This window comes from Terrimonas pollutisoli, from assembly GCF_029360765.1.
GTDB classification, from domain to species: Bacteria; Bacteroidota; Bacteroidia; order Chitinophagales; family Chitinophagaceae; genus Terrimonas_B; species Terrimonas_B pollutisoli.
In genome coordinates, this window is record NZ_JARKNA010000002.1 from 138,643 (window position 1) to 163,118 (window position 24,476).

At 41.8% G+C, this 24,476-nt stretch carries 18 protein-coding genes; 12 read left to right on the forward strand and 6 right to left on the reverse strand.

The features are described 5' to 3' along the window. Window positions 1-54: 54 nt before the first annotated feature. The 3 genes from P2W73_RS04620 to P2W73_RS04630 all read right to left on the reverse strand — a co-directional run bounded on the left by P2W73_RS04620 (window position 55) and on the right by P2W73_RS04630 (window position 5,619). Entirely contained in the window at window positions 55-3,315 is a 3,261-nt protein-coding gene (locus P2W73_RS04620) for an error-prone DNA polymerase (RefSeq protein ID WP_276500822.1), read from the reverse strand. An 83-nt stretch (window positions 3,316-3,398) separates the two neighbouring features. Further along, window positions 3,399-4,901 carry a Y-family DNA polymerase gene (locus P2W73_RS04625; protein ID WP_276500823.1) on the reverse strand — a complete coding sequence of 501 codons (1,503 nt, stop codon included), beginning with the start codon at window positions 4,899-4,901 and terminating at the stop codon, window positions 3,399-3,401. A gap of 1 nt (window position 4,902) precedes the next feature. Next, a complete protein-coding gene (locus tag P2W73_RS04630; protein WP_276500824.1) occupies window positions 4,903-5,619 on the reverse strand; it encodes an ImuA family protein in 717 nt (238 codons plus the stop codon). Window positions 5,620-5,996: 377 nt separating this feature from the next. Between P2W73_RS04630 and P2W73_RS04635 the strand changes: the two genes are divergently transcribed. After that, window positions 5,997-6,515, forward strand: coding sequence for a DUF2867 domain-containing protein (locus P2W73_RS04635; RefSeq protein ID WP_276500825.1), 519 nt, complete (start codon window positions 5,997-5,999; stop codon window positions 6,513-6,515). Beyond that, window positions 6,512-7,090 (forward strand): O-methyltransferase, encoded by a 579-nt coding sequence (locus P2W73_RS04640; protein ID WP_276500826.1) that lies wholly within the window; start codon window positions 6,512-6,514, stop codon window positions 7,088-7,090. The genes P2W73_RS04635 and P2W73_RS04640 overlap by 4 nt, the downstream gene beginning before the upstream one ends. A 543-nt stretch (window positions 7,091-7,633) precedes the next feature. Here P2W73_RS04640 and P2W73_RS04645 read toward each other — a convergent pair. Both P2W73_RS04645 and P2W73_RS04650 read right to left on the reverse strand, forming a co-directional pair. Further along, window positions 7,634-8,215 carry a TetR/AcrR family transcriptional regulator gene (locus P2W73_RS04645; protein WP_276500827.1) on the reverse strand — a complete coding sequence of 194 codons (582 nt, stop codon included), beginning with the start codon at window positions 8,213-8,215 and terminating at the stop codon, window positions 7,634-7,636. Between the two features lie 33 nt (window positions 8,216-8,248). Further along, window positions 8,249-8,998: an SDR family oxidoreductase gene (locus P2W73_RS04650; protein ID WP_276500828.1), complete on the reverse strand. Its 750-nt coding sequence runs from the start codon at window positions 8,996-8,998 to the stop codon at window positions 8,249-8,251. Window positions 8,999-9,373: 375 nt separating this feature from the next. On the opposite strand from P2W73_RS04650, the gene P2W73_RS04655 reads away from it, so the two are divergent. From P2W73_RS04655 to P2W73_RS04700, 10 genes are all read left to right on the forward strand, one after another. Further along, window positions 9,374-9,961 carry a helix-turn-helix domain-containing protein gene (locus tag P2W73_RS04655; RefSeq protein ID WP_276500829.1) on the forward strand — a complete coding sequence of 196 codons (588 nt, stop codon included), beginning with the start codon at window positions 9,374-9,376 and terminating at the stop codon, window positions 9,959-9,961. 223 nt (window positions 9,962-10,184) lie between these two features. After that, a complete protein-coding gene (locus P2W73_RS04660; RefSeq protein ID WP_276500830.1) occupies window positions 10,185-13,457 on the forward strand; it encodes a SusC/RagA family TonB-linked outer membrane protein in 3,273 nt (1,090 codons plus the stop codon). 59 nt (window positions 13,458-13,516) lie between these two features. Then, the gene (locus tag P2W73_RS04665; protein WP_276500831.1) at window positions 13,517-15,079 is read left to right on the forward strand and encodes a SusD/RagB family nutrient-binding outer membrane lipoprotein; all 1,563 of its coding nucleotides are present in this window, start codon (window positions 13,517-13,519) and stop codon (window positions 15,077-15,079) included. Window positions 15,080-15,303: 224 nt separating this feature from the next. Next, the gene (locus P2W73_RS04670) at window positions 15,304-15,879 is read left to right on the forward strand and encodes a phosphonate degradation HD-domain oxygenase (RefSeq protein WP_276500832.1); all 576 of its coding nucleotides are present in this window, start codon (window positions 15,304-15,306) and stop codon (window positions 15,877-15,879) included. A 32-nt stretch (window positions 15,880-15,911) separates the two neighbouring features. Next, complete coding sequence (locus P2W73_RS04675; RefSeq protein ID WP_276500833.1) at window positions 15,912-16,877, forward strand: metallophosphoesterase family protein; 966 nt, start codon at window positions 15,912-15,914, stop codon at window positions 16,875-16,877. A 20-nt stretch (window positions 16,878-16,897) separates the two neighbouring features. Then, complete coding sequence (phnA, locus tag P2W73_RS04680; RefSeq protein ID WP_276500834.1) at window positions 16,898-18,142, forward strand: phosphonoacetate hydrolase; 1,245 nt, start codon at window positions 16,898-16,900, stop codon at window positions 18,140-18,142. Window positions 18,143-18,322: 180 nt separating this feature from the next. Next, window positions 18,323-19,798 carry a phosphonoacetaldehyde dehydrogenase gene (gene phnY, locus P2W73_RS04685; RefSeq protein WP_276500835.1) on the forward strand — a complete coding sequence of 492 codons (1,476 nt, stop codon included), beginning with the start codon at window positions 18,323-18,325 and terminating at the stop codon, window positions 19,796-19,798. 162 nt (window positions 19,799-19,960) lie between these two features. Next, a complete protein-coding gene (locus P2W73_RS04690) occupies window positions 19,961-21,043 on the forward strand; it encodes an alkaline phosphatase family protein (protein WP_276500836.1) in 1,083 nt (360 codons plus the stop codon). A gap of 21 nt (window positions 21,044-21,064) precedes the next feature. Continuing rightward, window positions 21,065-21,967, forward strand: coding sequence for a metallophosphoesterase family protein (locus P2W73_RS04695; RefSeq protein ID WP_276500837.1), 903 nt, complete (start codon window positions 21,065-21,067; stop codon window positions 21,965-21,967). 64 nt (window positions 21,968-22,031) lie between these two features. Then, window positions 22,032-23,261 carry an NAD(P)/FAD-dependent oxidoreductase gene (locus P2W73_RS04700; protein ID WP_276500838.1) on the forward strand — a complete coding sequence of 410 codons (1,230 nt, stop codon included), beginning with the start codon at window positions 22,032-22,034 and terminating at the stop codon, window positions 23,259-23,261. A 61-nt stretch (window positions 23,262-23,322) separates the two neighbouring features. Here P2W73_RS04700 and P2W73_RS04705 read toward each other — a convergent pair whose 3' ends face one another. After that, on the reverse strand, window positions 23,323-24,441 hold the full coding sequence (locus P2W73_RS04705; protein ID WP_276500839.1) for a 2-aminoethylphosphonate--pyruvate transaminase: 1,119 nt from the start codon (window positions 24,439-24,441) through the stop codon (window positions 23,323-23,325). Window positions 24,442-24,476 lie beyond the last annotated feature (35 nt).

Below are 24,476 nucleotides of genomic sequence, written 5' to 3' on the forward strand. Positions count from 1 at the left end.
ATTAACAGTTCAGCTGAACTAAGTTATTGTCACTAAATTCATTTCAACGCATTTTTACCTAAAATTTCTCGCTTCCGGAAAAACTTTTTCCTGTGCATTTTCTCTCACCTGCGATCTCTTATTCGATTTATTCGATCCTGGCGGAATCAATTTTTCATCCGGGTGTACCATTGGTAATAAAGGAAGATTTTTATTATCAGAGGGAGTTAGTTGTCGCAACAATTTTGAAAAATCATAACAAGCACTTACAATTACATGGATCACCTCTCCTTCCACTTGCAATTTGCCTTCTACCATGATTAATTTTGATTGTAAAATGGGTTTGCGGTATTCTTCAAAAAGATTTTGAAAAATAACAAGGTTGGCAAATCCTGTTTCATCTTCAATAGTCATAAAACAGATTCCACCTGCTGTGCCGGGCCTTTGCCTTACCAATACAAGACCTGCTACTTTCACCAATTGGCCATTCTTTGCACTCATCAAATCTTTTGCAGATAAGATATGCAACTGTTGTAAGGTTGGGCGGACAAAACTTACCGGGTGTGCCTTCAATGAAAGTGATGTTGAAGCATAATCATGCACCACATGTTCAGCAATACCCATTTCAGGCAATGCTACATTTTCATCTTTGGCATCTGCTGAAAGCTGGCCGTTAAAAAGAGCAACGGGCCGGTCCTTTGTCGATACTTCCCATAAAGCTTGTCGCCGGTCTAAACCTATTGAACGGAATGCATCGGCATCGGCTAATCTTTCAAGCGCCGCTTCCGGTAAATTAATAGCACGCAGTTCATTGATGTTGATATATGGTTTTGTTCGGGCAGTCAGCAATAGATTCATGTCATCTTCCCGCAAACCTTTTACCTGCCTGAAACCAAGGCGTAATGCCCAATAGTTTCCAGGTTTTTTTTCAACGCCCCGGCCGGAATTTTCGAGTATATTATCCCATGTTGAATAATTGATATCAACCGGTCGTACTTCAACACCATGTTTTTGGGCATCAATAATAATTTGTGCGGGTTGATAAAAACCCATCGGCATACTATTGAGCAAAGCACAGGCAAATGCATCAGGGTAATAACATTTGATCCAACTCGACACATATACTAATGAGGCAAAACTGGCGGCATGACTTTCCGGAAAACCATAACTTCCAAAACCTTCGAGTTGCTTAAACACACGTTGTGCATATTCCAGGGTGTATCCATTTTTCAACATGCCCTTGATTAATTTTTCTTCAAACTTTGTCACTAATCCTTTCGCTTTAAAAGTGGCCATGCTTCGCCGAAGTTCATCTGCTTCGGCCGGTGTAAAACCTGCCGCAACAATAGCGATCTTCATCGCTTGTTCCTGGAACAATGGAACACCTAATGTACGTTTCAGTATTTCTTCCAATTCCTTTGATGGATATTCTACCGGCTCTTCTCCATTGCGGCGTCGCAGGTAAGGATGCACCATATCACCTTGTATAGGCCCGGGACGAACAATAGCGACTTCAATAACTAAATCATAAAATGTGCGGGGTTTCAATCTTGGCAACATCGATTGCTGGGCACGGCTTTCAATTTGAAACACACCGATCGTATCTGCATGACAGATCATTTCATAAACAGCAGGATCATCCTGCGGAATACTAGCCAGTGTGAAATCAAGATTATAATGCTCTTTCAGTTTATCAAATGCTTTTCGGATACAGGTAAGCATACCGAGTGCCAATATATCTATTTTTAAAAACCCCAATGCATCGATATCATCTTTGTTCCATTCAATGCATGTTCTGTCTTCCATGCGTGCATTCATAATAGGACACAGATCAGAAAGCTTACCATTGGTAATAACAAAGCCACCTGTATGCTGACCGAGTTGCCTTGGAAAACCCATAAGCTCCCTGGTCAATTGTAATACTTTGCGCAGGTGTTTATCGCCGGGATTCAATCCTTGTTCGGTAAACCGTTTTTGTTCAAACGCTTCTTCAGGAAATTCACCGAGTGAACCAACTGAATTGGAAAGCCGGTTGATCGTATCAACTGAAAGCCCCATTGCTTTGGCAACATCCCTGATCGCTCCTTTCTGATGTTGCTGTGTAACCGTAGCTATGATAGCTGCGCGGTCGCGGCCATATTTTTGAAAAACATATTGTATTACTTCTTCACGCCGCTCATGTTCAAAGTCTACATCAATATCAGGTGGTTCATTGCGTGCGGCAGAGATAAAGCGTTCAAACAATAAATCAAATTTGGTAGGATTAACTGATGTAATGCCGAGGCAAAAACAAACTGTGGAATTAGCAGCCGATCCACGTCCCTGGCAAAGAATACCTTGCTGCCTGGCAAAACGAACCACATCATATACAGTAAGAAAATATGGCGCATAATTCATTTGTTCGATAAAAGCGAGTTCGTAATTGATGTTATCAATTATTTTTTGAGACACATCTTCACCAAACAACTCCTGTGCACCCTGGTACGCTAAAAAAGTAAGTTCCTCCTGTGGCGTTCGTCCTTCAGTTGTGATCTCTACCGGGTATTCATATTTTAATTCATTCAATGAAAAGGTACAGGCTTCTGCAATTTCCTGTGTGCGACGGATAGCATCAGGATATTGCCTGAACAAACGCGACATTTCCTGGATGGATTTCAAATGCCTTTCCGCATTGGGCAATAAGCGGAACCCTGCAGTATAGATTGTACATTTTTCACGGATACAGGTAACGATATCCTGCAATTGCCGGCGTGAAGGATGATGATAATGCACGTCGTTGGTGGCTACCATCGGTATTTGCAAACGGTTGGATAATTGTGCAAGCCTAAATAATTGTTTACTGTCATCTCCATTATACCGCCGTGATGCCGCGATATACAAATCAGTTCCAAAAACGTCATGATATTCTTTCAATGCGTTTTCAAACGATGGATCAAACTCAAACAGGTTGTTTAATACATCAGGAGGAAGTACGATAAATTTTATTCCTTTTGCATACTGGTATACATCTGCTTTGTATAAATGACATTCACCTTTTTCCGCACGCATATTACCGGTGGTGAGTAAAGAGGTTAATTGGGAATATGCATTTTTATCAGTAGGATAAGCCAGCAGGCTGGGGCCATCCAGCAAATCGAGACGGCAGCCAACGATACTTCTTATACCCTTTTTTTTAGCGGCAACATGTGCCCTTACCATCCCGGCTAATGTATTACGATCAGTGATGGCTATTTCCTTATATCCAAAAGCTATGGCCTGTTCCACCAATTCTTCAGGATGAGAAGCGCCGCGCAAAAAACTGAAATTCGTTGTTACCTGTAATTCTGTATAACTCATACATTACAATTTATCCGGCTTGTTCTGAGCTTGTCACCCTGAGTCTATCGAAGGGCGACAAGCTCAGGATGACAAACCAGGAATCACGCAAAAAATCCATGCATGAACCATTGATAGGTTTTCTCCGCAGAATAATGTCCTGACCGGAACAGCCAATACCGGCGGCCTTCTTCATCTTCTACCGAGTAATAGTCTCTATGTTGCCCTTCCTGTATCCACCATTCCTGTTCGATACGTTCAGGCCCATCTGATTTAATAACCTTATGTAGTTTTCCTTTGTACCGAAAGTTCATCGGCGGATAATCAGGTATAGGGGCTGTAACATCAATGGCTTCAGGTTTTGTCAATAATTGTATAGGACGTGGCCTGTCTGTTTTCCAGGGAATAATTGGTTTTTCATCAAGTGATGAAGCCAGCTTAATGGATCGTTCGGGCCAGTAATGTTCATCCGGTATATAACGATGAATACGATTGGTGCCGATTTTTCCGGCCAAACGATCCAACAGTTCCGATAAAGTAAGGTTGTCCAAACCACCAATGTGTTGCCACAATTTTTCCTGCACTGCGAAATGATCTTCTACTTTCGGTGCTTCCAATACAAATAATTCAATACCTAAATCAGGTTCAATGGTGCATAGCTTATCTTCAAATAGTTTGAAAAGATGATTAACGCTGTGAGAAGGACGAATGGTCCCAATACTTACCTGTTCCATTTTTCCATCTACACGATAAGCTTTGAAATGAGCAAGGCGAAGCCCTTTTTGTTCTGTAATAAGACGATGACATAGCGTTTCTAATAAACGCCGCAAGGCTATTTCAATTCCTGTTGCTGTAACAATGGGTTCCAGGCAAGGCAACCGTTCCTGGTAAAGCTCTATCGGTTGTACCGGTTGTAGTATTTCTTCTTCATAACCCAATGCCTGGTTTAATCGTATAATAAAAGGATTACCGAATCTTCTCCGGATAGCGGAACGTGGCATATGGATAAAATCTTTGATTTGCCTGAGTCCGAGTTTTTCTAATCGTTCTATGGCATCCATTTCTAATCGAAGCGCCGCTGGTGGTAAAGGAAGCAATGCATGGATCTGGCCACTGTTTTTAATCACTGATGATTCTTTTCCGAATCGTGCTACGGCCCATGCAGCGCCGATTGTATCCGCCATTGCAGCTCTTACTGTATACCCGCGATCTTGTAAGCGATTAATAATAGTTGCCAGGTACAATTCATCACCACCCCAGAGATGAGAACAGCCGCTCACATCCAATAACAATCCATCCGGAGGATCAATAGCTACGCAAGGAGAAAAGCGGATACACCATTCAGCCAAACGATGTAATAATTTATCAGCAAGACCCGGTCGATCATCGGCTACCTGCAAGGATGGAATGATCACTCTTGCATCAGCTACTGCCATACCTTTTAGTACTTCCTGTGTTTCAGCTATTGCATTTGTTGCCGTGATGATTATTTTTCCATGCGAAGGAGCACTCAATACAAAAGGTAAATGACAGAGCCCGGGTTGGCGGAGGGTAAACCAATCGGTCGTTAAATAACGGAACCAGATAGAAACAAAACGCTTTGCCATATCATCCCACTTTCTTTTGCCGCTGCTGTATCAGGGAAGCAATATCGAAAACAGGCCGGAACTTTCTATTCACCCATTCCACCTGCCAGCTTCCCGGCTTACCATTACGCACTTTTAATAATTGGATGTTCCACCTGGGAAAACCTATACCAGGCATATCATCATTTAATTCACCGGGCAACGAAGCAATATTCCATCTTGTTACGCAAGCCGTAGTATTGTTGGCTTTTGCACGAAGGATAAAACCAGTGACCCTGCTTTGTTCTACCGCTAATTGTAATCTTCGTGAAGCGGTAAAACTTAATTCTTTTATTTCACCCACCACTGCAGCAAGCCCATTACACTTTAATGCTTCTTCCATCGCCCAAAGCAGATCTCTTTCTTTTTGCAGATCAATGAAAATTATTTTGTCAGGTGAAATGCCAAACGAGTGTAATGCCGGTGGGAACAATGTTCGATAGGAACTAATCCATAGACAGGTACTACCGTTTTGCATCAACGCGGATAAAATGCCGGCAACAAAGCCACCGGTAGCAGCAATATCTTCTGCTATAAATTCATGAATAGCGCCTAAAGGAAATTCGCCATTAGGAAAAGCATAGTTAATGGGCCCAAGACCTGTATCAATAGTATGATCATCAGCTACACGTTTTAGCCCCTGTAAAGGAAGAAGATCCTTTTGTAGTTTGGCAATAATATCTGCTTTTGAGGCGGGCATGGGCGGACAAAAAATTAGGTGTAAATGTTTAGCAAATTTACTAAATATTTTAGTAAATTATAGGAAATTTTTCTATCCTTCGACGGAAGGAACAATCTCGCGGAAAGAGTACAGGATTTTCAGAAGCCAGGATTTTTTGGTTAGTTCCTGTTTATTGCATTTACTTCGCCATCAAGAAATTGTTGATAAAGTGAGATCGGGTTCAAATCCTTAGTCCCGCTGGTAAATTGCACAAATGATTTTTGATGTACGCTTTTGACTGATACCAGCTTGGGAATTTTTTTAATTTTTTTGCACCATTCTATGCCCTCTCTCAATTCTACCATTCAAACACTTCTACTTTGAGCCGACAGAAAATAATACCAACTACTTTGCCTGTGAACTCGATTTTGAGAAAGGGAAACAGAAAATACGATTATGTAGATAGTTTTCAGGGAAGCTTTATTGACGAAAACAATAGTGTGACTTCACAGCAAATTGGAAAAGCGTTTTTTAAAAGTGCACCTGGCTGGGTCGAAAAGTTGTTTATGGTAAGGAACAAAATTGTCGGCGTTTTTGGACTCAAAACTCCTGGCATTACAGCCAACAAACAACAACTACTCGACAATTTCAAATGCGAGCCGAATGAACAGCTGGGCCTTTTTAAAGTGTTTGACAGAACTCAAAACGAAGTAATATTGGGAGAAGATGATAAGCATTTAAACTTTCGTGTTTCGCTATTTAAAATTGACAGTACAGAAAGTCCAATGGCGAAAAGTTTAATTATCTCAACAACTGTAGAGTTTAAAAATTGGCTGGGCAAACTTTACTTTGTGCCCGTAAGGCCGTTTCATAAACTTATTGTACCTGCGATGTTAAAAAGAATAATTAAACAAATTGAAGAGCAACGCCAATGACAGCGGATATCAATCAACCCTTACCGGTCTCTTATGCCGGGATACAGGCGGCGACCAGGCAATCTAATTTCACGATGGCATCCGATACAGCAACCTGTTCCTTGTTGCGGACACTGGCTGCTTCCAAACCAGCGGGAAGGTTCCTGGAGCTGGGGACGGGCACAGGTCTTTCCACATCATGGATATTGGATGGAATGGATAACAATTCATCGTTGATATCAATAGATAATGATCCGGGATTTCTTGGAATTGCCCGGGAGTTTCTTGGCCAGGACCCAAGAGTCAATCTACTACTGATCGATTGCGGAGAATGGCTTGCCGGTAACGGGCATCAGAAGTTCGATTATATTTTCGCCGATACATGGCATGGAAAATACTTACTGTTGGATGACGTGTTATCTATGTTGAATAAAGGAGGACTTTACATAATTGACGATATGTTACCCCAACCTAACTGGCCCGAAGGACATACAGAAAAGGCTGACAGTCTTGTGAGCTATCTCGAATCAAGGAACGACTTATTCCTGGTAAAGCAATCCTGGGCGACAGGAATTATTATTGTTGTAAAAAAATAATCGCATTGAGTGTAAAAATGTGCTAAAGAAAAAAGCGGCTTAGGCCGCTTTTTTGGATCAGATGGTGACTGAAAAAACATTGTGATCATTCATTCATTTAAAAAGGCTTCATGCTTTTCGGTAGGGTACGGATTAAAAACCTTTCAAAGGATTGGGTGTTTTCAAGTGATACGGATTAAAGCTTTGCTTGCGGGTACAAAGAAACGATCCCGGGAGAGCTAAAAAAATAGAACAATATGCCAAAAGCTTGTAGAATTATGTTTACGGAAACATACTGAGTACTTGTACTCTTTCAATTGTTTCCGCGATCTCAAGCATGGATAGTGTTCAATTTCTTCATTTTGTTGATGCGGATATACCAACTATCTCCCAAGAATTTTACTTGATTTTTTCAGATACTCTTAGTTGCTTTTGTAGTAGTTTGAAATCTGTTTTTAGCTCGGAGGCGATAAGGGATACTCATAAAACATTTCGTCGAAAATTTTGCGGAGATAATGTATGGAAGGGGAAGATCTACTTATTGCTCTTCAAATCATATAATGGCTAATCCAAAACGGATAAAGCTATTTTGGCAATGTCCTCCAGGACTTCTTTATCTGGTCTTGTTTGTCCGATTATTGTAAGGCCATTAAAACTGCTAAATAAATTTCTGGCCAATGCCCGTGCCTTGAACGTTTTCTTAATATCACCAGCATCCTGTCCTTCTTTAACCAGGGTATAAAATAATTCCTCCATGGCTTCAAAGTTGGCATTGACGATCTTATTCATTGCATTGTCAATGTTGCCAAGCTCCGTGGTGGTATTCACCATAAAGCAACCTTTACGCTGCCGGTCCTCCAGCAGTTGTTTAATGCTATTCTGAAATATCCAGCCAATTTTTTTGCGGGCGGAGAGATTGGGTGGTATACTATTTACAATTAGTTGTTTCTGCTGTTGCTGGTATTGTTGTAATGCTCTTAGATATAGTCCGTGTTTGTCGCCGAAGGAGTCATAAATACTGGACCGGCTAAGTCCTGTTGCCTTCACCAGTTCATCCATTGAAGTGCCATTGTATCCTTTTTTCCAGAATACATTTCTCGCTTTTTCCAATACGATCACTTCATCAAATTGTTTGGTCTTTGGCATCAGGACTTATTTTACCCGGCGCTAAGATAAAGCCTACAAGTGAGTCAACCCACCATCAACGGCAATTTCTGAACCAGTGATGTAGGACGAATCATCCGAGGCAAAAAACAAGACGGTCTTTGCCACTTCTTCCGGCTGCCCAAAACGTTTCATGGGATTACTGTTTTCGAATCCTTTTGTCATTTCCTGCACTGCTTCCTTTGACATTCCCAGGCGGCCGAAGATGGGTGTATCGATGGGTCCCGGTGAAACTGCATTTACCCTGATCTCATTGACCAAAAGTTCTGAAGCAAGCGTTCTTACCAGTGAACGTAAGGCAGCTTTGCTGGCTGAGTAAGCCGACGTACCGGCAAACCCTTTTACATTGACGACAGAAGTATTAAATATAACAGACGCTTTTTTATTGAGTACAGGTAAAGCCTTCTGTACGGTAAGAAAAGATCCTTTTACATTAATATCCATATTGCTGTCAAACAGGGTCTCGTTTGTTTGTTCAAATGGTGCAAACAGGGCGACACCTGCATTGGCAAACAGGATATCCACTTTGCCAAAAGCGGTGCTGGTGCTGGTAAACAATCTCTCAAGGTCGGTATGATTGGTAACATCGCCCTGGATGGCAATTGCATTCTCTCCCAGTGCTGCGGCTGCTTCGTCCAGCGTTTTCTTGTCACGGCCAAAAATGGCCACTTTAGCCCCTTCTTCAATAAATGCTTTAGCAGTCGCCAGGCCAATACCGCTGTTGCCGCCTGTAATGACAGCTACCTTGTTTTGTAAACGTTTCATGAAATAAATTTTAGTGTTTAGTGATAACGGAACGATCGTTCCAAAACAAAGATAAATATATTGGAACGAATGTTCCAAATAAAACTTTTGTTAAAGAGGAGACAAAGGAGTCCGTCTTCTAAACCACTGACAGCATGGAATAACCAGGTGAGGCGTTATAAAAGCTGTCGATTGAATACATATCATATAGTGAAAAATAAAGACACATTGCGACTATTTATTAATAAAAGGGCACATCTTTTCAGTAGGGTACGAATAAAAACCTTGTAGAGGATTGGATACCTTTAGCGGACAGATTAGAGTTTTGCTTCGGACTGCCGCAGGTTATACTGGAAAATAGAACCGGAACTTATATATTTATCCAAAATATACAGCATGCAGGAGGATATGCTCATACAGATCAGCAATAAGATCAAAGAAATACGCAAGCAAAAGAATATTACGGTACAGGAATTGGCCACCAAAGCAGAAGTGAGCAAAGGTTTAATATCACAAATCGAGAACAACCGCACTGTACCTTCCCTGCCCGTGCTAATGAGTATTGTTCAATCCCTGAACATCGACCTCAATGAATTTTTTAAAGATATCAGCCCCAAAAAGAAAACTCAGCAAAAGGTTGTTTTCAAATCACCGAAGGACTACCAGACCTTTGAAAAAGAATATGCAAAAGGTTTTTTGTATCACCGTGTTTTCACCCGCAACGTTCAAAGCGGCCCTGTTGATTTTGTATTGCTGGAATTAAAAAAAGGGGCCCGGCGAAACAAGATGATCCGGACGGAATCATTTGAATACAATTACATGATCAAAGGAAAAGTAGAATATCACATTGAAGATAAAAGCTACCTGTTCAGTGAAGGCGAATCACTTTTTTTTGACAGCAGGCAAGGACACAGGCTTGCCAATGTTGGTAATACTGATGCATTGATGCTGGTCGTTTATTTTTTTATCACAGGCGGTAAGTGATCTTTGTTTCCTCCAAAAAGATGGACTGCAATACTATCTTCTGACTGCACGAATTCCCTTTTTGTTTCAGGCCAGGCACTGAAATCGTTTGTTCTCCCGCTGAGCATACGGTTGCGCAAAAAATGTTTAGTATTTGTGAACTATTGTTTAATGATTGTATGTAGATTTATACTAAACAAAAAATATATTTACTAAACATTCTTTTCAACAAAAAACTACTGCAATGAAAGTGCTACAACAAAAAATGCTCTCGGTATTGCTCACGGTGCTGGCTGTATTTACCGGGATGAATGTTGTGTTTGCTCAAGGTGAGATCAAAGGTGTTGTTACGGACTCTGATAACAAGCCATTGGCTGGCGTATCTGTACTGGTGAAAGGTTCTAACCACGGAACCACTACAGATGCAACAGGAGTATATACTATAAGCGCCGCAGGAAACGGTACTATTATCTTCAGCATGGTTGGTTATGCTGAAAGAGAAGTGAAGGTTAACAACCAATCATTGATTAACCTGCAACTGGATGCCAAAGCTGCAAGTATGGATGAAGTGGTGGTGACAGCGCTGGGTATTAAAAAGGATGTGAAACGGCTGGGATATGCAGCGCAGGAGGTAAAGGGTGCTGAGTTGATCAAGGCCCGTGAGCCCAACCCTATAAACGGTTTGGTAGGAAAGGTAGCAGGTCTTACTGTAGGCATCAGCCCGGAGTTATTAGGCCGCCCGCAGATTCTACTGAGAGGTAAAAACATTTCCTTATTTGTTGTGGATGGGGTGTTTATTAATTCTGATACATGGAATATAAGCCCCGATGATATTGAATCGTACACCGTGCTGAAAGGGCCTACAGCCGCTGCCTTGTATGGATACCGCGGACAAAACGGCGCTATAGTCATTACAACAAAGAAGGGCTCAAAAGATAAAAGGGGTTTTTCCATCGAGTGGAATACGTCTACCATGTTTGAAAAAGGATTTGTAGCCATTCCTAAAGTGCAGGATGAATATGGCCCCGGCGATCACGGTGTGTATGCATTTGGCAATGGCCGCGGCGGCGGTCTCAATGATAACGACTACGATGTGTGGGGCCCCAGGTTTGAAGGCCAGCTTATTCCTCAATACGATAGCCCATTGGATCCTAATGGAACTTATACAACAACATTTGTTAAGACCACCGGTAACGTAACGTTTACCAGCAACAGGAAGCCAACACCTTGGACAGCCCGGGGTAAAGACAACCTTAAACGGTTTCTCCAAACAGGAATGTTGACCACTACCAACCTGGCTGTTGCGTCAAGCGGGGAAAAATATGACCTGCGTTTTTCAACCTCTTACACCTATCAGAAAGGTATCGTCCCCAACACCAAATTAAATTCGGTGAACTTTAATACTACACTGGGTTATGATTTCACTCCTAAGCTAAGGTTTGAGACTAATATCAATTATAACAGGCAGTTCACTCCCAATTTTCCGGATGTGGTTTATGGCCCCAATAGCATGATCTATAATATTATTACCTGGGCTGGCGCCGACTGGAGTGTAGATGATATGCGCAATTACTGGCAGCCCGGCAAAGAAGGTGTACAACAAATCTATGCAGAATATCAGCGGTATAATAATCCCTACTTTATAACTTATGAATGGCTAAGAGGTCATTATAAAAATGATGTGTATGGTTATGCTTCTTTGTCGTATAAATTCAACAAGCAATTGGAACTGATGGGACGTACCAGTGTTACAACTTATGATATATTCAGGCCGGAAAAATTTCCCTATTCCGCTACCAGTTATGGCCGCGAAGAAGCCAGGGGAGATTACCGGGAAGATAAAAGAAGCCTGTTTGAAAACAACACCGAGCTGATGCTGAAATACAACCAAAATGTATTGAAAGATGTGAATATAAGCGCTTTTGTAGGAGGTGCTGCCCGTAATTTCAAATACAACTCGAGTTATGTAACTACTGATTACCTGAATGTACCGGGAATTTATAGTTTTGCCAATTCCCGCAATCCTGTAAAGTCCACCAGCTTTAACTCAAATATGCTGGTGTTAAGCGCTTATTATTCGGCAGATATTACATACAGGAATTATTTCACCTTGTCAACCACCGGAAGGGTGGATAAACTATCTACATTGCCCGGAGAAAACAGGACCTATTTTTATCCTTCTGCAGCATTGAGCACAGTAGTTTCAGATTACGTAAAATTGCCTGAAGCTATATCCTTTCTGAAGTTCAGGACCTCTACTGCAAGGGTTAAAAGCGGCGGATTGAGTGTGCAGTCAAATATCGGTCCCACACCCAATGCTTCTTTTCCTTTAGGTTATGGAAGTGCGTACCAGTCTTCCTATGAAGGCCCTTCGTATGGCCTGGCGCAGGTATACAGTACGCCATTGATCTATAACAACACACCGGCGGCCTATTATACCAACTCTATTTTTGATCCGGAATTAAAACCTGATGACAGGGTTAGCTACGAAGGGGGTATGGATATCCGTTTTGTAAAAAACAGGATCGGATTGGATGCCACCTACTTTACTTATATCAATGGCCCCCTTATTTTTTCAAAACCCCTTTCTCAAACTACCGGATATACCGGTTATACAACAAATGCTGTGAAAACAAAAACAACAGGTGTTGAATTAACATTAAACGGTTCGCCGATTCGCAAAAAGGATGGATTGAATTGGGATGTAACTGTTAACTGGTCAACCTTCCGGGAAAAATATACAGAACTTCCTCCGGGACAAACTGTGATCAACACTTTCTTTCGCAAAGGCGATCGTGTAGATAAAGTGTATGCTTCAGCATTTGTAAGAACACCTGATGGCCAGATCATCAATGATGCCGGTGGCAGGCCTGTCATTTACCCGATTTCACAATTCCTGGGTTATGCAAGCCCTGATTGGGTTTGGGCTGTCAATAATAAATTTTCCTGGAAAGGAATATCACTGACTTTACAATTTGACGGGCGCCATGGCGGTATTATGCGAAATTTTGTACGCCGCCAAAACTTCCGTGGTGGAAGACATATTGAAACCATACAGGGGGCCATGGGTACGGCGAGGCTGGAAGATACAAAAGGAAACAAAACCTATTTAGGCGAAGGCGTACAAATTTCCAACGGCGTAGCTCTTCAGTATGATCCTGTTACCGGTGCGGTTACCAATTACAAGGATCTTCAATATGCACCCAATGCCACCAAGACCTTCCTGCAGGATTATATCAGCCGTTACCACAGCCCTTATGAGGGCGACCTGATGAGTAAAACATTTACCAAGCTGAGGGAAGTAATAATCGGTTATAGTATTCCACGTAAAGTGATAGCAAACACTTTTATTAAGTCAGCAGAAGTTTCATTTATTGGTAGAAACCTTGGCTATTGGTTAGTGAATAAAAAGAATAAAGATGTGGATGTGGATCAGTATGCAGGCACACAATCAGATACTGATCTGCAATCGCCTACTACCAAGAGATTCGGCTTTAACGTGAATCTTACTTTTTAACCAATACACGTTTCAACCGGCATATAAGCCGGAAGGTGTAAATAATTAAAAATATTATTATGAAAAGAATAATCAGTGTTTTCTTCATTACAACTTCCCTGCTGGTGCTGGGCGGTTGTGCTAAGAAGTTCGATCAGTACTTTCAGGATCCCAACCGGCCGGAAAGTGTTCCCGCTGCCCTGGTGCTGAATGGTATTTTAAATGATCTTTCCGAATCTGCCTGGAACAGTACCCAGGGATGGAACCAGTTTTACTGCTATAATTATAACTATTACGGAAACCAGGAATACAACTGGACTACCACGGGCCTCAACTATACTACATTGAAGAATGTGATCAAAATGGAGGAAGAAGCAAAAAAAGGAGGTGGCGCCGATGTAAATCCTTATGCTGCTTTGGGTAAATTTTTCAGGGCTTATTTCTTTTACCTGATGACATCGAAAGTGGGCGATTTGCCGATGAAAGATGCTCTGCAAGGTCTGGAAAGTCAAACTCCCAAATATGATACACAGAAAGAAATTTTTGTGCAGATATTGAAATGGCTTGACGAAGCTAATAACGATCTGACCCAATTAATAGCCGCAGCAGATGTTTCCCTATTGGGTGATTTTTACAACAACAATAATTTGGGCAAGTGGCAAAAAGTAGTAAATGCGTTTAAACTGAGGGTATTGATCAGCTTAAGTAAAAAAGAAGGAGATGCAGAACTTGGCATCAAAGCAAAGTTTGCGGAATTGATTGGGAATTCTACCAAGTATCCCATCATGACAGGCATGGCAGATAACCTGGAGTATGTGTACAATCCGCCTTTTAATAAATATCCCAAAAATCCGGACAATTACGGGTTTGAAACAGGTCGCCTTAATATGTCGGCAACCCATCTTAACACATTAGCCAGCTTAAAAGATCCCAGAACCTTTATAGTTGCCGAACCGGCGCAAAAAAAGGTTGCATCCGGCATTTCTCCTACCGATCATGCCGCATTTGTAGGGGCAAGTCCTGCTGAGGACCTGGCTGATATGAGCACTAAAGCTCTTGCAGGGGAATATTCTTTTATTAGTAGAAAAAGATATTATAATACCTATGCTGCAGAAAAAATTTTCCAGATAGCTTATCCCGAAATGTGCTTCAATATCGCTGAAGGCATCAACCGGGGATGGGTTACCGGCGATGCAGAAGAATGGTATAAAAAAGGGATCATGGCTTCAATAGGTTTTTATGGCATCACTAATGGGGCAAACACAGTTTACTTCCACAAAGTAAATACAGGATTAGGCAATTTTGATACCTATACTATTAATGTTGATCTGGATGCTTATTATAACCAGACATCCGTGAAATATGCCGGAAACAATGCAACCGGATTGAGCCAGGTGTTAACACAAAAATATCTTGCCTTCTTTCAAAATTCTGGTTGGGAAGCCTTCTTTAATTATCGCAGAACGGGTATGCCTGCCTTCGCACAAGGAGGGTCTGGGACAGGCAATAGCGGAGTTATTCCAAAGCGTTTCCTGTATCCTACTTCAGAGAGGACTACCAATGAAGCTAATCTGAAAGAAGCATTGCAACGCCAATTCAGCGGTGACGATAATATCAATTCTGCTATGTGGCTGATACAATAGTTCTTTTCTCATAAGCATGTATATAGCAGTTTTTAAAAAGAGCCGTGCTCTCACGGCTCTTTAAAAGTTTCGGAAAGGAGATAGTTTAAAAAAATGATGTATAGGTTATCAAATCATCATTGTTTTTAACAGGCAGGAAGCGAGTAGAGAGGAAGCAATAATTTCGTTTAAGCAACTGGTTGGGAGCAAGACTGTTTTTTCTAAACAATACTAAAACAAATCGTATGAATTCTTCTGAAGCAGTACAAGTGGCCAATGAAATAATGGCGATGTACAGTAAACATGGCGGCGAAGAATATGCAGGTGAAAAAGTAAGCCAATTGGAACATATGGTGCAAGCGGCACAACTGGCCGAACAACAGGGGTTTGATGAGGAAGTGATACTGGCTGCTTTTCTGCATGATATCGGTCATATTTGTGAAGCAGCACAGGGCGATAACGAAATGGATGGTTATGGTATTAAAAACCATGAGGAAATAGCAGCCCGTTATCTTACAGATAAAGGATTTTCTAAAAAGATTATCCGTCTTGTGCAGTCGCATGTAGACGCCAAACGATATCTCACTTATCGATACCCGGAATATTATGAGCAACTTTCAGCGGCCAGTAAAAAAACATTAGAATACCAGGGCGGAAAAATGGGAGAGGAAGAAGCGGCTGCATTTGAAAAAGATCCGCTTTTTACATTGATCATTCAACTACGCAAATGGGATGAACAGGCCAAGATAGAAGGAATGCCACTACCACAATTGGAATATTATCATCAACTAATGCTTAACCATTTGCAGGGAGCAAATTGATTGTATTGGATACAGTACAGAAATAAAAAAACATGTGGCAACGTCGTGAGTTTATAAAGAAAATTGGGGCTTTAAGTGCGGGTACGATGGTTTCCGGCCAAATCTTTTCTATTCCTGAAAATTATAATTCAGGGTATAGGGATTCAATAAAATTTGGTATTATATCGGATCTGCATCATATGCAGTTTGGAAAATCGGAGGAGCACCGTTTGAAAGCATTTATGGATGAAGTATTAAAAATTTCTCCTGATTTCATAGTGCAATGCGGTGATTTTTGCAGGCCACAGAACGCAGAAGGTATAATGGCTGAATGGAACAGGTTTAAGGGACCAAAATACCATGTACTGGGTAACCATGATATGGATGTGTGCGGCAAAGAAACCATTATGCAATTCTGGAAAATGGAACGTCCCTATTACTCCTATGATCATGGAGGATTTCATTTTGTGGTGATGGATAGAAATTTTTTGCGCAATAAGGAAGGAGTGTTGATGGATTATGATACAAGCAATTGGGCGCCGTTAAGTTCTCCTTTTAGAAGTTTTACCGATCAGCCGCAGCTTGAATGGCTAAAAAAGGATTTAGCCGCAAATGATAAACCGGTAATTATTTTTATGCATCAACCGGTTTTCCTAAGCGATTTTTTTGATGAAATTGGAAATGCAAATGAGATCCTTGCAATTTTTGATGAAGTCAATTATAAGGCAAAGAGAGATGGTAAAAATTCTGCAGTGGCGGCAGTATTTATGGGACATGACCATGATGACCGGTATGGCGAACGAAACGGGGTTCATTATTTCCTGATTAATAGTGCCAGCTATGTATATACCGGCGGTGGCCCCCATTTTTATAAAGATTCAATTTTTGCATTTGTAACACTCAAAGCTTCAGGACAGCTAATAATTGAAGGACGTGCAACAACATTCAGGGATGTTGTTCCCGACGATATCACAGCCAGGTTCCCAACTGTAATAAGTAATAGAAAAATAAAATTGTAAGAATAAAAAAATAAATAATAATGAGCAGTATTTCAACACAGGCATTTGAGGCAAACGGAAAAAAGTATCAACCGGCAGCGAAACCCATCGTCGTTATTTGTATAGATGGTTCGGCTGATGAATATTTGGATACTACAATGTCATTCGACAGGATGCCTAATCTGAAACAAATGGCAAAGAATGGTTATCGTGGCATGGTGCGTGGTGCCTTACCATCTTTTACCAATGTCAATAATTCTTCCATCGTTACCGGTGTATCACCTGCGGTGCACGGCATCAGCGGCAATTTTTTTTATGATGCAGGCAAAGATGAAGAAGTAATGATGAACTCCGCGGAATATTTGCGGGCAGAAACATTGTTGGCGGCAGCAGCCAATGCCGGAAGAAAAGTGGCGGTAGTTACAGCAAAAGAAAAATTAAGAGATATCCTTTCCTATAAAATGAAAGGCATTGCTATCTCAGCCGAAAAAGCCAACCAGGCAAAGAAGGAAACACATGGTGTGGAAGGAGTAGAAGAAATTGTTGGCCATCCTACGCCGGCTATCTACAGTGCCGATGCAAGTTTGTTTGTATTGCGTGCAGGCGTAGCGTTTATTGAAAAAGGATTGGCAGATTTTCTTTACCTATCGCTCACTGATTATATGCAGCATACTTACTCACCGGAAGCGGAAGAATCTTTAGCTTTCTATGAAGCGATGGATAAAGAGATTGGAAAATTGATAGCATTGGGGGCAGTAGTTGGCGCCACCGCCGATCATGGTATGAACGCCAAAGTAAAAGCGGATGGCAGCCCGAATGTATTGTTTGTGGAAGATATGCTGGAAGAAAACTTTGGGGAGAATGGATTTAGAGTGATTTGTCCTATCACCGATCCTTATGTAAAACATCATGGCGCATTAGGTTCTTATGTGGTAGTGCATGTAAACGATAAAACAAAGATCAGCGAAATAAAAAACTGGCTTGCGGTGCAGCCGGGTATTACTGAAGTGTATGATAAAGCCACTGCGGTTCGGGTATTGGAGCAACCCGAAGACCGTATCGGTGATTTGGTTGTCCTTTCCGGAAGAGATGTAGTAGTAGGACGTCGCCCGCAGTATCATGATCTGTCCGCATTGGATGGCACTCTTCGTTCGCACGGAGGTCGCTATGAAGAAATGGTACCGATGGTGATTTCTCACCCGCTGAATGCAGCTTATAAAATGAAAGCGGCAGGCGATCCAAGAAACTTTGACATTTTTGATTTCACAGTGAATGGAACGAACTAATGTGCAAGTATGAAAATGTGCAAATATGCAAATGTGTAGAGATGATTGATAGTATATCGTTTCAATTCTATTGCATTTTATAAATAGTAGAATCAATAGAGTATTTTCTAAAAGCTGGCCTGTGCGTTGCAAGCCCCTCCTTCGGAGGGGTTTGGGGAGGTCGGGCCTCAAATTATTAACATGAGCAACACAACAATTTCAACAGCAGAAAATAAGTTAAGTGCCACGAACGGTACTGTTGTTATTGATCTTCCCTGTTATATAGCAGGGAAGGCAATCAGTTCGGGTAAAGTACTGGAAGTTCGTAGCCCTTACGATAAGCGGTTGGTGGGAACCGTGAAACTTGCTAATGCTTCGCATGCGCAGCAGGCGATAGAAGCAGCCTTAAAGGGTGGTCAGAAACTAACAAGATATGACCGCTACAGCATATTGGAAAAAGCCAGGCAATTGCTGGTAGAACGAAAAGAAGAATTTGCACAGATCATCAGTGCCGAATCTGGTTTGGCAATACGTGAAGCAAGATATGAAACCGGGCGGGCACATGATGTGCTGATGTTTGCCGCCATTGAATCATTAAAAGATGATGGGCAAATTTTTTCCTGTGATATTTCACCCACCGGAAAGGCAAGAAAAATTTTTACAACAAGAGAACCCTTGTCACTCGGTGTTTGCATCACACCATTTAATCATCCTCTCAACCAGGTAGCACATAAGATTGCCCCGGCGATAGCAGTCGGTACCCCGGTAATATTAAAACCTTCCGAAAAAACTCCACTGACGGCCATCAGGTTTGTTGAATTGTTATACGAAGCAGGATTGCCGCATTACATGCTGAGTGTATTGCTGGGAGCGACCAATGAAATAGCAGAGCCGCTGGTAAAAGATCCACGGGTCGAAATAGTTTCTTTTACCGGTAGCGTTGCCGTTGGCAAACATATCGCCAGTACAGCAGGGTATAAAAAAGTGATTCTTGAACTGGGGGGTAATGATCCGCTCATCATTATGGATGATGCAAATCTTGATACTGCTGTGTTCCTTGCTGCGGAAGGTTCATTTCGTAATAGCGGGCAACGATGTACCGCTGTAAAAAGAATATTGATACACGAAAAAATAAAAGACGCTTTTGTAGAAAAATTTGTTGCCAAAGCGAAAGAGTATACATGTGGCGATCCTTCCAACCCTGAAACAAGAGTAGGAACGGTGATTGATGAAGCTGCCGCAATTTACCTGGAAAACGTGGTGCATAAAGCGGTGGAGCAGGGGGCAAAAGTCATTTTAGGTGGCAAACGAAATGGCGCATTACTGGAGCCAACTGTGATCGTTGATGTGCCCCGCAATGCTGACATGATCGTTCATGAATCATTCGGTCCGCTGGCACCTGTCGTTACGTTTAAAGATATTGATGATGCCATTACCCTGAGCAATTCAACCGCCTATGGTTTGTCAAGCGGTGTTGTTACCAATAATATGGAAAACGCATTGCGTTTTGTCAAAGAATTAAAAGTAGGTACAGTCAATATTAACGAGGTGCCCGGCTACAGGATCGAGTCATCCCCTTTTGGTGGAATAAAGGATTCGGGATTGGGAATCAAAGAAGGCGTAATAGAAGCGATGAAATGCTTCACGTTTGTCAAAACGTTTTCCATGCCCTGGTAAACTGCCCTTATAACTACATGACAAATCAATAAATAAAAACTTATTTAGGATGAAACGCCCATGATAAAATTTTTGAAACACAGGGATGTTTATAGGGCGTTCTCCCCATAGTCCTGAACTTGTCGAAGGATCGGAAGCCAAAATCAAATAAAAAATATACAGATGAAAATAAAATCATTGTTCTATTTTCTTTTTCTTGTTTCTTCATGCTTTGGTCAGACAACAAAAACGAAAAACCTTATTCTTATATCTATAGATGGATATCGCTGGCAGGAAATTTACCAGGGGGCAGATTCTTCTCTCCTGAATAATAAAAAATATCGTTCGCAGGATTCTTTAGCTTTATTCAAGAAATTCTGGGCCGCAACAGCGACTGAACGGCGTGAAAAGCTGATGCCTTTCTTTTGGAACACGATTGCCAACAAAGGGCAGTTATACGGAAACCGTGATCTCGGAAACCTGGTGAATGTAAAAAACAAATATTGGTTTTCGTATCCCGGTCGTAGTGAAACCTTATGCGGCTACTATGATTCATTAGTTAATTCAAATGAGTATCCAAATAATCCCAATGAAAATGTGCTTGAATTTATCAATAAGCAAAATGGATATCAAAACAAGGTTGTGACATTTGCATCATGGGATGCCTTAGGTCGTATTCTTAACCGTGACAGGAACGGCATGCTGGTAAATCTTCCATTCGAAGATGTAAAAGGGCCACGATTATCAGACGGACAGCAGTTGGCGAATGAATTACAAAATTACCTGCCCGAATATTTTGGCCGCAGCGTTCGTTTTGATGCGCACACGTTTGCTATGACAAAAGCCTATATGCAGGCTAATCATCCCAAAGTGGTTCATATTGATTTCGCGGACCTGGACGATTTTGCCCATCATGGGCAATATGATTCCTACCTGGATGGCGCCCATTATCTCGATGCAATGATCGGTAGTTTGTGGGCAATGATTCAACAGGATCCATTTTATAAAAATAAAACGACGATCATGATCTACCCGGATCATGGACGTGGTATTGATGCCAAATGGACGAGTCATGGTTCTTCTGTACCGCGTGCCAATGAAACCTGGCTTGCTGTAATTGGTCCCGACACACCGGCAGCAGGTGAAGTAAAAACCAATACACAGATCTACCAGGATCAGTTTGCTCAAACGGCGGCCCAATTATTAGGTTTGAAATTCACAGCCAATCACCCGGTTGGCGAAGCGGTGAAAACGGTGATCAAATAATCTTACCCTTTTATTTATTATATGAAAAGAAGAGAACTTATAAAAAAGATGGGGCTCGGCGCCGGTGCGATAGCTATTGGTGGAGACCAGTCTTTTGCAAACGGGCAAGAAAGAAGGAAGAAAAAAGTTTTGCATGTTGCCCATATCACTGACATCCATATCAGGCCGGAGCATAATGCGCCGGCCCGCTTTCGTAAATGTATGGATGAAATAAAACAGCATAGAATAGATTTTTTTTTGAACGGTGGTGATACCATTTATGCTGCAGACTATAAGCATATCACCCGTGAACGGGTAGATGAACAATGGCAGATATGGCAGGCTTGTCGCAATGAGTTAAAGGGGTATGAAGTGCATAGCTGCCTGGGCAATCATGATATGTGGTGGGCTGCTCCATCTAAAGATGATGCAATGTATGGCAAAAATCATGTTGTAAAACAACTGGACATACCGCACCGCTATTACAGTTTTGATAAAAAAGGATGGCATTTCATTATACTTGACAGTAATAATCAAAATGCCGGTTCCCTGGATGAAGAACAGCGCAAATGGTTGGAAGAAGATTTGGCAAAATTGCCTGTGGGTACGCCTGTTATTTGTTTGAGTCATTATCCTATCCTGGCCGTCTGTACTATTCTTGATGGTGGTAATCATACGGATTCAAAATATATCAGTGAGTTATTTTTTAAACACAAGGATAAAAAGATCACCTGCCTGAGTGGCCATATTCACCTGCAGGATAGTGCCCAATACAATGGTGTCAACTATTTCTGCAATGGAGCTTTGAGCGGTTTCTGGTGGGAAGATGGTGACAAGGATTCTGCCGGTAAATATTATTATAAGCAAACAGCACCAGGTTATGCCATTGTTGAGCTGTTTGAAGACGGAACGGTAGAAAATTCTTATTATGCTCACCAACACTAAGTGAGCATTTCAAACGGTCTATGGAGCAGTAGCAATATTAGCGGATCAATAAAAATTTAGAAAATTGTCTTCTTCTGAAAAAGCGAATGTAGTGGTGATAGGTGGTGGCATCTTCGGCTGTGCCATTGCTTACTATTACACCAAGAATAACCCTGGAAAAAAAATAGTGGTGCTGGAAAGAAATGAGCTGTGCAATTCAGCTACCAGCAGGGCCGCTGCTTTGATGACCATTGTCCGTTCCAAACGATCTTATATTCCTTTGACACTGGAAACGTATCGTATCGTCGGCGAAATGGAAAAACAGCTGGGTGAATCACTGGACATGAAAACAGTGGGCATGATGCATGTGGCTGCCAGTGAAACTAAAGTAAAGGAACTGGATGCATTGATGAATATTGCAGAGACTTTTAAACAAAAGGCATATTATATCGGCAATGAAGAAGCTCATCAACGATCTCCCTGGTTAAAAACCGATGAAGCAATTAAGATCGGGTTTGTTCCAAATGAAGCCTATTGTGACCCCTATTTACTGGGAACGTTCTTTGCCCGTTGTGCCAAAATGCAGGGTGCAGATATCCGCCAGGGCGTAGAAGTGAACAGGCTTATCATGGATGGAAATACGGCAATGGGTGTAGTCACTGCCAATAATAATATTTATGCCGATAAAGTGATCATAGCGGCAGGAGCATGGGCGCCCATTTTCGCCGCCCAGGCCGGAATTGGTTTACCGATGGCCCCGGTAAGAAGTCAATATTGGATCACGGAGAAAGCAACGATATTCCCGGTGAATTCACCCATGGTTTTATTGCCCGATGCGCAGGCTTATGCAAGGCCGGAAGGTGGTAATTTATTATTTGGAATTCGTGAATCCAATTCTTTTAGTGTTTCGCCAAAAGAGATTCCTGCAGACATCAGTCATTTTTCTTTTAGTGCAGATCGTGGCATGAATGATTTGAGTGAAGTGATCGATAGGCTGGGCCGCTTCTTTCCCGACATTTATGATATTGGATTAAAATATTACGTAGCCGGTTTTTCAGGCTATACGCCGGACGGTAATTTATCAATGGGCACTGTTCCGGAGGTAAACAATTTATTAATGGCTACAGGCTGTGTAGGTGCAGGCATTGCGGTAGCCGGTGGTGTGGGTCATGCTTTCGCTGAGTTGGCTGCGGATAAACCCAATCCCTACGATTTTTCTGATTTCAACCTTCAACGTTTTGGCAAAATCGATCCGTTCAGCAATGAGTGGCTTACCAGGTGTGCTGACGCAAGATCGAAGAAGGTAAGTGGGTAAAAAAAAGCAGCCACCGATTTATTTGATCCATAAACATTGTTGTGACTGCTTTTGTTGTGCATCAGGCTTGCGCCATCAAAACGTTTTCTTCTTCCAATACTTCTTTCACGGCAGTGATCAATGCTCTTACATCAGCCGGGAATATCTGGCCGATATTGCCAATACGGAATGCATCCGTTTTTCCCAACTTACCGGGGTATATGACAAAGCCACGATCATTCAATTTTTTGTAGAAAATTTCAAAACTGAAATTTGGATCGTCGGGATACAGGAATGAAGTAATGATATGTCCCTGGATACCGGGTTGCAGGTATTGTTTGAAACCCAGCTCGTCCATGCCTGTATCTAATATCCGCTTGTTGGCTTTATATCTTTTTTCTCTTACTTTTATGCCGCCTTCTTCCGCTAATTCACGCAGTGCCTGGCGAAAAGCCATGATGCTCAGGGTAGGGGGTGTAAACCTAAACTGGCCGCTTGCTTCAAGACCGGCCCATTGCTCATACAAATCAAGACTTAAGCTTCTTGCCTGGCCCTGGGCTTTTTGCAATTCGTGTTTTTTGCATAAGGCAAAGGCAAAACCGGGCACCCCTTCAATACATTTATTAGAGGATGAAACGAGAAAATCAATTTGCATTTTCTTCATATCCATTTCTACGCCGCCAAAACTGCTCATGGCATCTACAATGAAAACTTTGTTATGCTTTTTGCATACTGCACCAATTTCAGTTATTGGATTGAAAAGCCCTGTTGTTGTTTCGCTATGAATACAGGCAACATGTGTGATGTCGGGATGTGCCTGTAAAAATTCGCCGGTTGCTTCAGGCGTCACAATTTCATTTTCCGCAAAGCGAACGATATGGTGATTCAATTGATGTATGGCGGCCATTTTTGCGATGCGTTCACCATAGGCGCCATTTGCCAGTATTAATAGGGTATCGTTTTTCCCTATCACGCTACTGATAACACTTTCGACACCAAAGGTCCCTGAGCCTTGCATGATCACGCATTCATAACCTTCTTCCTTTGACACATGTGCCAGCTCAAGCAGTTCATTTCTGATATCTTTTACGGCATTTACAAACAGATAATCCCTGGAACCCATATCCTCCAGCATTGCTTCCTTCACTGTTTTAGAGGTAGTCAGTGGTCCCGGTGTAAATAGTAGCTGTTTTCTTTTCATTAGTTTCTTTTTTGGTTAGCCATGAAGTATGTTGA